Genomic DNA, 12,328 nt, shown 5'->3' with positions numbered 1-12,328 from the left:
ATATGAAAGTTATTTTATTACAAGATGTTAAGAAAATTGGGAAAAAAGGTGATGTTATTGAAGCATCTGATGGATATGCAAGAAACTTTTTATTTCCAAGGAAATTAGCTCAAGAGGCTAGTACTTCAAATATGCATATATTAAACAACAAAAAAGAAAATGAAAGAAAACAAAAATTAGCAGAACTTGAAGCAGCACAAAAATTAGCTGCAGAGTTAAAGGGAAAAGAAATCACAATAAAGGCTAAGACAGGCGAAAACGGGAAATTATTTGGTGCTATTACTAGTAAGGATGTTGTAGAATTAATTAAACAACAATATAAAATTGAGGTTGATAAGAAGAAAATTGTTATGGATACAATAAAATTAGCAGGCGGATATGAAATAGATGTTAAGTTATATCCAGAAGTTAGTACTAAAATGAAGGTGATTATTGTTCCACAAGAATAAGGAGGATTAATTTTGAATTCATATGATGACACAAGCCTACTGCAGGATATTATTTCAGGAACTTTATCATTAGATTCTCAAATAGAAGCGTTATTTTCTATAACTAAGAATATTCTTGATAAAGGTGCGTTTAGAGCTAGAACAGTTAGATTTAAATTAGATAAGTATATACAATCAGCAAATCTTTGTGATAAAATTTTTGCATTGAATACTATTTTAGCTGAGGGTAAGGATCTAAAGTCTGCACCCAAAAAAGAGGAATTGCAGCAAGCTATTAATAAAACTGTAAGGTTAATTTCAAATGAATTAGCAAAAAGATATGTTCAAAATAAGATTGAGTCTCAAGTTGAGCAATCAATTATGGAGAAACAAGAAAAGTACATAGATGAAGTTAGGCTCTCAGTTATAAATAAGCAAAAAGGTGCTGAAAATAAGAAAACAATAAATAAATTAAATAATTTGATAGAATTAGACAGTAGGACTACCAGTAAGAATATTATGAGCTTTCTAAGGCCATCTAATTTTAGTCAAGTAGTTGGTCAAGAGAGAGCGATTAAATCTCTAATATCAAAACTTTCATCTCCATACCCTCAACATATAATATTATATGGGCCTCCTGGGGTTGGTAAGACTACAGCGGCAAGACTTGCGTTAAATGAAGTTAAGAAACTTTCGTTTACTCCATTTGATGACAAATCTAACTTTGTTGAGGTTGATGGGACTACATTAAGATGGGATCCTAGAGAAATTACAAATCCTTTATTGGGATCAGTACATGATCCTATATACCAAGGAAGTAAAAGAGATTTAGCTGAAGTAGGAATACCTGAGCCTAAACCAGGATTGGTTACACAAGCCCATGGTGGAGTATTGTTTATAGACGAGATAGGAGAATTAGACTCTATGCTTCAAAATAAGCTTTTAAAGGTTTTAGAAGATAAGAGAGTTGAATTTTCATCATCATATTATGATCCAGATGATGAAACGATTCCTAAGTACATTAAGTACCTTTTCGATAATGGAGCACCAGCAGATTTTGTTTTGATTGGAGCTACCACTAAAAGTCCTAGTGAAATAAATCCAGCATTAAGATCAAGATGTACTGAAGTATACTTTGAACCACTTTCATCAAAGGATATTATACTTATAGTTGAAGATGCTGCTAGAAAGTTAAAGGTTATACTGGAAGATGGCGTTGCTCAGAAAATAAGTAATTATACCTTTGAAGGAAGAAAAGCCGTAAATATATTGACGGATACATATGGGTATGCACTGCACCGTACTAAACAGTTTGTAGAGGATTTAGAAATAAAGCTATCAGATTTGGATGAAGTGATATCGATTGGAAGGTATACTCCGTTTGAAAGATTAGTAAATATAAATAAGAGCGAAGTAGGTCATGTTTATGGTTTAGGAGTAAACGGATTTTTAGGATCTACAATTGAAATAGAAGCAGCTGTTTTTCCAGCAAAGAAAAAAGGAACAGGTGTGGTTAGATTCAATGATACAGCTGGGTCTATGGCGAAGGATTCTGTATTTAATGCGGCCTCTGTTATTAGAAATTTAACCGATAAAGACATTAAAGATTATGATATTCATGTTAATGTTGTTGGTGGAGGAAAAATTGATGGGCCGTCAGCAGGAGCTGCCATCACAATTTGCATAATAAGTTCATTATTAGATAAACCTATAAGACAGGATATGGCGATTACAGGAGAAATATCTCTTCAGGGAAAAGTTAAACCAGTAGGAGGGATATTTGAAAAGATATATGGAGCTAAGAGAATGGGAATACAGCTTGTTATAGTTCCGAAAGATAATGAAAAGGAAATTCCTTTAAATACTGAAGATATAGAAGTTAAAGCTATAGCCTCTATAGAAGAGATTATGGACATTGCTTTTAGCTAATTTAATAAAATAAGCCTCCTTGATAAGGATAGGAGGCTTTTTTTTATTCCTAACAAATGATAGAATTAGAATTATTATATACATATGATAAAGTGCAGAATAATTGTCAACCGATAATTAGATAGGAGGAATAAAGCTTGGATGCATCAGTAATGAGGAGTTTACCTCAAAGCATAGAAGCAGAACAATCAGTTATAGGATCGATGATCATTGATAAAAATTCTATTGCAAAAGTTCTAGAAGGTTTAGAAGAAGAGGATTTTTATAGGGATGGCCATAAGGTAATATATAGAGCTATATTAGAGATGTTTAGGAATGATATAGCTGTGGACTTATTAACTTTATTAGAATATTTAAAGAGCACTGACATGCTTGAGAGAGCTGGTGGAGTAACATATATAACAGAATTGAGTTCGTCTGTACCTACTACTGCAAATTTAAGCGCATATATAAAAATTGTTTCAGATAAATCTACTTTGAGGAAACTAATTAAATCATCGACGGCTATAATTGAAGAAAGTTATAATAATCAAAGTAATGTAGAAGATGTTGTGGATAGTGCTGAAAAGAAGATATTTAACATAGCAGAGAAGAGAACATCAAAGGATTTTGAGCCACTAAGTGATGTATTAGAAAGAGGATTTGCACAAATAGAAAAACTTTTTAATGATAAGGGTTCAGTTACAGGAGTTCCGTCAGGATTTACTGATTTGGATGCAAAGACATCTGGATTTCAAAGTGGAGATATGGTATTAATTGCGGCTAGACCTTCAATGGGAAAAACAACATTTGCATTAAATATAGTAGAGAATGCAGCACTTAGAGAAAATAAGAGCGTTGTAGTATTCTCGTTGGAAATGTCTAAGGAGCAGCTAGCTTATAAATTACTTTGTTCAGAAGCTAATGTTGATATGTTAAAGCTTAGAACAGGTAATTTGGAAGATAAAGATTGGGAAAACATTGCTATGGCCGCAGGGCCATTATCCAAGGCAAAGATTTATATAGATGATACAGCAGGGGTTACTGTTATGGAGATGAGATCAAAATGCAGAAGGCTTAAGATGGAATATGGAATAGACTTAATTGTTATAGACTATTTGCAGCTTATGTCTGGAGGTGCTGGTTCTGATAATAGACAACAAGAAGTATCTGAAATATCTAGATCTATTAAAGCATTGGCTAAAGAAATGGAATGTCCTGTAATAGCCTTATCGCAGTTATCGCGTGCTCCTGAACAAAGAGCAGATCATAGGCCAATGTTATCTGACTTAAGAGAATCAGGTTCTATAGAACAGGATGCAGACGTAGTTATGTTCTTGTATAGAGATGAGTATTACAATAAAGAAACTGAAGATAAAAATATGGCTGAATGCATAATGGCTAAACAAAGAAACGGTCCAGTTGGTACTGTTAAACTTGCTTGGCTTGGACAGTTTAGTAAATTTGGTAATTTAGATGTGATTCATAGAGAATAAAATTTAAAGAAAATAGAAAAACTAAGAATAAAGATATAAGAACAGTTTGACATAACTATTCTTATATCTTTGAGTATTGTAAGTAATATTCATTTGAAGAATATTATTGTTGTATTATAAAAGTTAAGCCATTTTAGGTATTATTAATTTTATACTGTCTTTATATTCGTGCAGTAATATATAATCTAAATCAATTTTTAAAAGATAAAAGATTCTTTGAAATAGAAGTTGCTTAAAATCATCATCGAGCATAAATTTTAGTGTTAAAAAATTATTTTTATATGATATTTCTAATACGTGTTTATCGTCGTAAAATGAACTTATATTTATATAGTAAAAGTCTGGACTTTCTTCAATATCGCATGTGGGAAGTTGTTCTTTAGGCTCATGATACAAAATAGAGTCAATAAAGTTCTCTGGGCTGATTAAAGAATTATTATATACTAAAGAATTATCTTTCATATATATTCCTCCCTTCATATTTAACTATAGTTTGTGAGTTTTGATACAAGCTATCCTATGATTATGGTGGTTTATAATTAAGATATTCATATAAAATCATAAAATTTCAAATAATAACAAAAATTTTTTAATGGGGGCTATGAAATGAGTAAAAAAGTTGGTTTTATTGGTTGTGGTAATATGGGGAGTTCAATGGTTGGAGGTCTTATTAATTCAGGCTTTCTAAAAGCTGAGGATATAATAGTATCAACTAAAACCGAAGCATCTTTAAAGAAACTAGAAGCGCAGTTTCAAGTGAAAACAACTTTAGATAGTACTATTGTTGCAAAGGAATCAGATATTATCATTTTGGCTATCAAGCCTTTTATGTTTAAGCAAATGATAACTGAAATTAGATCAGAGTTAACAGAAGATAAATTGATTATTACTATAGCTGCTGGAATTACAATTAGTAATATGGAAGAATGGATTAGCGGTAATTCTAAAATAATTAGAACAATGCCAAATACGCCAGCCCTTGTAGGGGAAGCAATGTCAGCTATATGTCCTAACAAAAATGTTACCAAAGATGAGCTAGACTATTGTTTTAAGATTTTTGAAAGTTTTGGAGAGTGTGTTCAACTAGAGGAAAAAGATTTTCACGGATTTATAGCATTATGTGGATCGTCACCAGCATATGTATTTATGTTTATAGAGGCTATGGCAGATGCAGCAGTAAAATTAGGAATACCTAGAGTTAAAGCTTATAAAATGGCAGCTCAAAGCGTTTTAGGATCATCAAAGATGGTTCTAGAAACAGGAAAGCATCCAGGCGAATTAAAGGATATGGTTTGCTCACCTGCTGGTACAACTATAGATGCAGTAGTTGAATTAGAAAAACTAGGGTTTAGAAATAGTGTCATACAAGCAATGGATAAGTGCGCAGAGAAATCAAAAAATATGCACAATTAAAAAAAGCGCGAAGCGCAATTAAGATCCTTTCACAATTAAAAAAAGCGCGAAGCGCAATTAAGATCCTTTCACAATTAAAAAAAGCGCGAAGCGCAATTAAGAACTTAACACCAATAAAAAAGTGCGAATTACAATTAGGAATTTATTGAATAGAATTAATAATTTAAGTTATTAATCTAAAATGATAAACAAAATAATGGGAAGCTGAATGTTTATAATACATTCAGCTTCCTATACTTTTATTAGTTTTAATTCATAAAACTGATATTAATTCAAAAGATTTAGATATATTATAATAAAATTCGAGATTTTCCTGACTATTAAAGAAGCAAGGAAAGTTTAAGTTATAATTTCCCCAGATACTGATAGGTTTGTAAGTAAAATAAAAAGTAAGAAAAAAAATTTCCCTTGTATTTAAACGAACTAAAAAAGGTATAAGATCTTTATTGAGAAGTTTAAAAAATACTCCAGTATGTTTATCAAAACTTAAATGGGATTTTAATATATCTTTATCTTCATCTGGAACTAAATCAAGAAGCTTTTTTTTATCAGCATCTGAAATTTTATTTATATAAAAATCTACATAAGCGCTACAATTATTTATTTCGAAAATATATTCTATAAATTTGATAAAGTTGTTCTCTCCGTTTTCAATGCTATTAGCCATGAGAGTAAAATTTTTAAAGGAATCGAAGCCTTCCAAAATATTATTAAATCTTATACTGACTTCGGATTTAAAAGCATCATCATCTATAGGGATTAGTAATTTAGCCATATAATTCACTCCTAATATGATTAATATCAATTTTATATTAACTAAATGATTTGATATTGTCTAGGATTAAGTTCTTTTAGGGAGAGAAAATACTTATCAACATAACATTTAAAAAAATTTTTTGTGCATAAGATTTATAATAATATAATGTGGATAATTATATTATATTAATTCTGTGGATAAATTCTAAAAATAATTTTTATTAAAATGTATTTGTGGATAAAGTTAAGATCGTCTTTTGTATGCATAACTCATCAGTAAAGGAATAATAAAAACCTATAATTGAAATATAAGTTCAACTATAGGTTTTTATTAAAATAAATTATTCAAGATTAAATTCAGAAATATTAAATACTAGCAACTCCACTTCTAATTGCAGCCTCTTTGACAGCCTCTGCGACTAAAGCTTGAACCTTGAGATCAAATGCTTTAGGAATTATATTTTCAGGAGTTAATTCATCAGATAATATAGCATTTGCAATAGCATAAGCAGCAGCTACTTTCATCTCTTCATTAATTTCTGTAGCTCTTACATCTAATGCGCCTCTAAATACTCCTGGAAAGGCTAATACATTGTTTATTTGATTAGGATAATCTGAACGACCAGTACCCATTACTGCGATTCCAGCTTCTTTTGCATCTTCAGGAAAAATTTCAGGAGTTGGATTAGCCATTGCAAATATTATTCCATCTTTGTTCATAGTTTTAACCATATCTTTAGAAACTATATTTGGAGCAGAAACACCAATAAAAACATCTGCACCCTTTATAACATCTTTAAGTGTACCTGCTTCATTATTTGGATTAGTTATATTAGCTAGCTCTTGCATGTAAATATTATGACTTAAATCTTTATCTCTACTTATTACGCCATCTATATCACACATTACTATATTTTTAACTCCCGAAGAAAGTAATAACTTACATATGGCAGTTCCGGCAGAACCGGCACCATTTATAATTACTTTGATGTCTTCTAGCTTTTTGTTTACTATTTTTAAGGCATTCAACAGACCTGATAAAACAACTATAGCTGTTCCGTGTTGGTCATCATGAAATACTGGTATATTTAATTTCTCTTTCAATTTTCTTTCAACTTCGAAACATCTAGGAGCTGAAATATCTTCTAGATTTATTCCACCAAGAGTTGGCGCGATATTTACAACTGTATTAACAATTTCATCTACATCTTTAGTGTCTAGAACTATTGGGAATGCATCTACATTACCAAATTCCTTAAATAAAATACTTTTACCTTCCATGACAGGTAAAGAAGCAAGCGGACCAATATCTCCAAGGCCTAAAACTGCAGTACCATCGGAAATAACAGCAACAGTATTCCATTTACGAGTATATGTGTAAGCTTTTGATGGATCTTTATGTATCTCACGACAAGGCTCTGCAACACCAGGTGTATATGCAAGACTTAAGTCCTTGGCAGTTTTTACCTCACATGTAGGTTTGATTTCATACTTACCTTTTTTTTCTTCATGAAATTTTAAGGCTTCTTCATAAATATTCATTAAAAACACTCCTTAATATGTTAAATATATTTAAATTCACTGAAATATAGGCTTTAAGATAACATTATAAAACAATTATACGAATTATTTATAAAAAAAGCAAAAAAATATTCGATATATAGTTGACCATAGAAAGGTACTTTGCTACTATTTAAAAGGAGAGATTAAAATAATTTTTAATAAAACTCCAAATTAATAATTAAAATTAAAGCTAAAAGTGCAAGCTTATTTATATTAAGGGAGGCAAGATAAATGTCAGCATTTATTGTTTTAGGAGCGCAATGGGGAGATGAAGGAAAAGGAAAGATGACAGATTACTTAGCAGAAGAGGCTAATGTAGTTGTTAGATTTCAAGGTGGAAATAATGCTGGTCACACTGTAATGGTTGGCGATAAAGAATACAAATTACATTTAATACCATCAGGGATTTTATATGATGACAAATTAAATGTTATTGGAAACGGAGTAGTTGTTGATCCAAAGGCTTTATTTCAAGAAATAGATTATTTAGAAGGTGTTGGAGTTAAAGTTACACCTGAAAAGTTAATCGTAAGTGACAGAGCTCAACTTATCATGCCATATCATAAGATATTAGATCAATTAAAAGAAAAGGCTAGAGGTAAAAATGATATAGGTACTACAGGTAAGGGAATAGGACCTTGTTATACGGATAAATTTGAAAGATGCGGAATTAGAGTTTGTGATTTAATGCATGAAGATGTTTTCGCAGAAAAATTAAGAGAAAATGTTGAAATGAAGAATGCCTATATTACAAAGATATTAGGTGGCGAAGCATTAGATTTTGATGAAATATTAAAAGAATACTTAGAAATTGCTAAGAAATTAAGACCATTTGTTCAGGACACATCTGTTAGAGTATACAATGAAATAAAAGCTGATAAAACTGTTTTATTTGAGGGTGCTCAAGGAATGCTTTTAGATATCGATTATGGTACATATCCATATGTGACATCATCTAATACAACTGCTGGAGGAGTATCAAGCGGTGCTGGAATAGGGCCTAATATGATAACAAATTCAGTAGGGATAACAAAAGCATATACTACAAGAGTTGGTAAAGGGCCATTTCCAACAGAATTACTTGATGAAACTGGAGAGTGGATCAGGGAAAAAGGACATGAATATGGCGTAACTACAGGAAGATCAAGAAGATGTGGGTGGTTAGATCTAGTTATAGTTAAAACAGCTGCTAGAGTAAGTGGATTGACTTCATTGGCAGTAACTAAAATCGATACACTAGCTGGTTTAGAAAAAATTAAAGTATGTGTTGGATATAAATTCAATGATACAGTAATAGATTACTTCCCAGCAAGTTTAGAAGATCTAGCTGAATGTGAGCCAATATATGAAGAATTTGATGGTTGGGATGATAGTGTAGCTGATGTTAGAAGTTATGATGAACTACCTGAAAATGTTAAAAAGTATTTAGCTAGAATATCAGAATTTACAGAAACTAAGATTTCAATAGTTGGGGTTGGTCCGAAGAGAGATCAAACTATGAGAATAGACAGTATATAGCCTATTGTTTAGTATTATACTCGGGTATTGACTTTATGTTTTGTATAAAATATAATTTTATTGTAGACAATAATTACATAAAAGTTATATTAAAGAAGGTGAAAGTATGATAACTAAAGATATGACAATTGGTGAAGTAGTTAGTTCAGATTCATCTAAGGCTCAAGTTCTAATGAGTTTTGGAATGGGATGTGTTGGATGTCCATCAGCTCAAGCTGAAACTATAGCTGAAGCAGCAACAGTTCACGGATTAAATTTAGACGATTTATTAGAAGCATTAAATAGATAATAATATTGTTCATTAGAGGATTTTCTTTTTAGAGAGTCCTCTTTTCTTCGCACTAATATCACAGTAATTAGAATTACGGATTTTAAAAATTAAGGTGAAAATCAATAATTCTATTAACTCTTATGTGTTAATAGATGATAAAATATATTATAGTAAGATACAGCTTTACTGAAATTAGGGCTGTATCAATAGATAAGGTAACAAAGTATACAATAAGGGGGGAGAGAAACATTGTTGAATTATAAATAATTTAGGTAATAGTATAAGTGAAAAATTATTGTGGATAGAAAGAGGTTTTTAACTATGAAGTTTACCTGTTATTTATTAATAAGCAATGAATAAATATGAGTAAAAGGTTTACTAAGAAATATGAAATACACTATTATGAAGTAGATTCTAAGTTAAGATGTAAATTGTCATCTTTGATTAATTTTATCTGTGACGTAGGTACTCAGCAATCTGAACACTTGGGCGGTGGAATAGAATATTGCACAGAAAATAATTGTGCATGGGTTTTCTATAAGTATGATATTAAAATAAATAGGTATCCAATGTTTGGCGAAACTGTAAGCATTACGACTCAGCCTATAGGATTTAAAAAGTTCTATGGATTGAGGGCGTATTTTATAAGAGATGAGGAAAATAATATTGTTGGAGAAGCTCAGGCACTATTTTTCTTGATTGATATTAAAAAAAGAAGACCTATGAGGATACAAAAAGAGCAATATGATATTTATGGGGTGGATGGAGATGTAGACTATGACATAAGTATGGATAAAATAGAAAGGGTTGATGAAGAGCAGTATCAGAAGGAGTTCAGAATTAGGTATAGTGATATTGATTCAAATAATCATGTTAATAACGTTAAATATATTGAGTGGGCAACTGAAGCTGTTCCTCTGGATATTGTTAATAGCTATATTATTAAAAGAATTAAAGTGACATTTGAGAAAGAGACTAAGTATGGAGATACTATATCATCAATTGCAACAGTTAAGGAAGTAAATGATGATAGTCTAAAATCATATCACACTATAAGGAATGGAGAAGGAGATAATGTTACTTTACTTGAAACTGAATTAGAAAGGTTAAAAGAATAACCATTAGAGTAACAACTATAAAATTTTTAAGAATTTTATAGTTGTTACTTATTTTTAATATGTAATCTTGAATAATTTTTATTAATTGATTATCTACTAGCAGCAGACTTAGCAGCTAAATAGCCGGAACTCCATGCCCATTGAAGATTAAAACCTCCACAATCACCATGAACGTCTAAGATTTCTCCACAGAAGTATAAATCCTTAACTAGCTTGGATTCTAAACGCTTATTGTTTACCTCAGAGGTATTTACACCTCCTACAGTGACTTGAGCATTAGGAAAGCCGTTAGTATCTATACAATTGAAATCCCATTCTTTAAATCTATCAATTAATTTGTTAATGTTCTTCCAATCAATATTGCTACAAGGCAAATGGATATCTTTTATTCCAACGTCTTTTAATATCGTAGGAATTAATTTTTTGTTTATTACTCCAATTAATGCAGATAATATACCTCTGTAATTAAACATTGAAAAATGACTAGAAAAGAAATTTTCAATATCTTCTTTGCTTTCATATGGAAACATATCAAGTCTTATAGTAACTTTTGAGTTGTTATAAAGAGCTTTAGAGGCATGAGATGATAACTGCATTATAGGAGGCCCAGAAATTCCATAGTCTGTGAATAGGACTTCTCCAACCTCTGTACGCACTATTTCATCGTTAACTAGAAGAGAAACAGAGCCATCAAATTTAATCCCAGATAAAGCTTTTAAGTAAGGGTAATCTAATTTTAACTGAACAATACCAGGAAGCGTGCTTATAATGCTATGACCAAAAGATTTGCATAACTTGTAACCAGAACCATCTGACCCTGTTTTCACGGCAGATTTACCCCCACAACTCAAAATAAGTTTATTGCAGGAAAAATTTTTAAATTCTTCGTTATTACTGCATAAAGTAAAAATCTTATTTTTATTTATAGAATTAATTTTACAATTTGAATATAAAGGTATTTGTCTATCATCCAGAGCCATTCTAAATATATCTATGACAGAAGAAGCTTGAAGAGACTTTGGATACATTTTACCATTTTCTAATTCAACTAAAGGAAGTCCAAGAGATAAAAACATATTTTTTGTATCCTTTACTGTGAATTTATTTAAAGCTTCTTCAAAAAAAGTATTATTTTCACTATGAAAGCATTTATATGGATATGATATACTTTTATTGGAAATATTACATCTTCCATTTCCTGTAACAAGAATCTTTTTACCAATTCTATCGGTTCCCTCAATAATAGCAACATCAATTCCAAAGTCTTTTGCTATTATTGCGGCCATTAAGCCTGATGCACCACCACCGACAACTATTAAATCGTGATAAATCATTTTTTTAATCACTCCTTAGTTTCATAATAAATAAATTTTATCATAGTAGTGTTAACGTTAAAAGAATCAATAATATAAGTTGTTAAATATTTTATTATGTTTATTTTTATTATTAACAAAAGCCTAGTAAAAATCACATTATAGAGCCAAAGAATAGCTTTTGAAATCAATAAAATAAGATAAAAATAAAAAAAATGAAAAAATGTGTTGACACGCAATCTAATTTTAGGTATTATAGTCTATGTGGTCGGCAGCTTGAATAACTAAAGGACATAAAGTTAAGATATTTAAGCGAAAGACAATATAAGCATGGCTCCTTGGTCAAGCGGTTAAGACACCACCCTTTCACGGTGGTAACAGGGGTTCGATTCCCCTAGGAGTCACCATTTATCTATCTTATGGGCGCATAGCTCAGCTGGGAGAGCACCTGCCTTACAAGCAGGGGGTCACAGGTTCGAGCCCTGTTGTGCCCACCATAAGATGGCTCAGTAGCTCAGTTGGTTAGAGTGCCGGCCTGTCACGC

At 31.0% G+C, this 12,328-nt stretch carries 11 protein-coding genes and 2 tRNA genes; 9 read left to right on the top strand and 4 right to left on the bottom strand.

What is annotated here, in order from left to right; translation table 11 throughout:
- Nucleotides 1–2 precede the first annotated feature (2 nt).
- From rplI to D2A34_RS25810, 3 genes are all read left to right on the top strand, one after another.
- Nucleotides 3–449: a 50S ribosomal protein L9 gene (rplI, locus tag D2A34_RS25820; RefSeq protein WP_079440825.1), complete on the top strand. Its 447-nt coding sequence runs from the start codon at nucleotides 3–5 to the stop codon at nucleotides 447–449.
- A 12-nt stretch (nucleotides 450–461) separates the two neighbouring features.
- Complete coding sequence (gene lonC / locus D2A34_RS25815) at nucleotides 462–2,357, top strand: Lon family ATP-dependent protease (RefSeq protein WP_079440824.1); 1,896 nt, start codon at nucleotides 462–464, stop codon at nucleotides 2,355–2,357.
- A gap of 137 nt (nucleotides 2,358–2,494) precedes the next feature.
- Nucleotides 2,495–3,832, top strand: a complete 1,338-nt coding sequence (locus D2A34_RS25810; RefSeq protein ID WP_079440823.1) for a replicative DNA helicase — start codon at nucleotides 2,495–2,497, stop codon at nucleotides 3,830–3,832.
- A 123-nt stretch (nucleotides 3,833–3,955) separates the two neighbouring features.
- Here D2A34_RS25810 and D2A34_RS25805 read toward each other — a convergent pair whose 3' ends face one another.
- Complete coding sequence (locus tag D2A34_RS25805; RefSeq protein ID WP_079440822.1) at nucleotides 3,956–4,294, bottom strand: hypothetical protein; 339 nt, start codon at nucleotides 4,292–4,294, stop codon at nucleotides 3,956–3,958.
- Between the two features lie 144 nt (nucleotides 4,295–4,438).
- Between D2A34_RS25805 and proC the strand changes: the two genes are divergently transcribed.
- Nucleotides 4,439–5,245, top strand: coding sequence for a pyrroline-5-carboxylate reductase (proC, locus tag D2A34_RS25800; RefSeq protein WP_079440821.1), 807 nt, complete (start codon nucleotides 4,439–4,441; stop codon nucleotides 5,243–5,245).
- 253 nt (nucleotides 5,246–5,498) lie between these two features.
- Here proC and D2A34_RS25795 read toward each other — a convergent pair whose 3' ends face one another.
- Complete coding sequence (locus D2A34_RS25795; RefSeq protein WP_079440820.1) at nucleotides 5,499–6,020, bottom strand: hypothetical protein; 522 nt, start codon at nucleotides 6,018–6,020, stop codon at nucleotides 5,499–5,501.
- A gap of 347 nt (nucleotides 6,021–6,367) precedes the next feature.
- Complete coding sequence (locus D2A34_RS25790) at nucleotides 6,368–7,543, bottom strand: NAD(P)-dependent malic enzyme (RefSeq protein WP_119368277.1); 1,176 nt, start codon at nucleotides 7,541–7,543, stop codon at nucleotides 6,368–6,370.
- A 252-nt stretch (nucleotides 7,544–7,795) separates the two neighbouring features.
- On the opposite strand from D2A34_RS25790, the gene D2A34_RS25785 reads away from it, so the two are divergent.
- The 3 genes from D2A34_RS25785 to D2A34_RS25775 all read left to right on the top strand — a co-directional run bounded on the left by D2A34_RS25785 (nucleotide 7,796) and on the right by D2A34_RS25775 (nucleotide 10,471).
- Nucleotides 7,796–9,082 carry an adenylosuccinate synthase gene (locus D2A34_RS25785; protein ID WP_079440818.1) on the top strand — a complete coding sequence of 429 codons (1,287 nt, stop codon included), beginning with the start codon at nucleotides 7,796–7,798 and terminating at the stop codon, nucleotides 9,080–9,082.
- Between the two features lie 106 nt (nucleotides 9,083–9,188).
- Nucleotides 9,189–9,371: a DUF1858 domain-containing protein gene (locus tag D2A34_RS25780; RefSeq protein WP_079440817.1), complete on the top strand. Its 183-nt coding sequence runs from the start codon at nucleotides 9,189–9,191 to the stop codon at nucleotides 9,369–9,371.
- Nucleotides 9,372–9,715: 344 nt separating this feature from the next.
- Nucleotides 9,716–10,471 carry an acyl-[acyl-carrier-protein] thioesterase gene (locus D2A34_RS25775; RefSeq protein WP_119368276.1) on the top strand — a complete coding sequence of 252 codons (756 nt, stop codon included), beginning with the start codon at nucleotides 9,716–9,718 and terminating at the stop codon, nucleotides 10,469–10,471.
- Between the two features lie 89 nt (nucleotides 10,472–10,560).
- Here D2A34_RS25775 and D2A34_RS25770 read toward each other — a convergent pair whose 3' ends face one another.
- On the bottom strand, nucleotides 10,561–11,805 hold the full coding sequence (locus tag D2A34_RS25770; protein ID WP_119368275.1) for a BaiN/RdsA family NAD(P)/FAD-dependent oxidoreductase: 1,245 nt from the start codon (nucleotides 11,803–11,805) through the stop codon (nucleotides 10,561–10,563).
- 311 nt (nucleotides 11,806–12,116) lie between these two features.
- On the opposite strand from D2A34_RS25770, the gene D2A34_RS25765 reads away from it, so the two are divergent.
- Both D2A34_RS25765 and D2A34_RS25760 read left to right on the top strand, forming a co-directional pair.
- Nucleotides 12,117–12,191, top strand: a tRNA-Glu gene (locus D2A34_RS25765).
- 14 nt (nucleotides 12,192–12,205) lie between these two features.
- Nucleotides 12,206–12,281, top strand: a tRNA-Val gene (locus D2A34_RS25760).
- Nucleotides 12,282–12,328: the final 47 nt, after the last annotated feature.

The sequence above is a fragment of the Clostridium chromiireducens genome (genome assembly GCF_003575225.1).
Lineage (GTDB): Bacteria > Bacillota > Clostridia > Clostridiales > Clostridiaceae > Clostridium > Clostridium chromiireducens.
The sequence above is the reverse complement of the archived record's forward strand: the minus strand, read 5'-3'. Positions and strand labels throughout refer to the sequence as shown.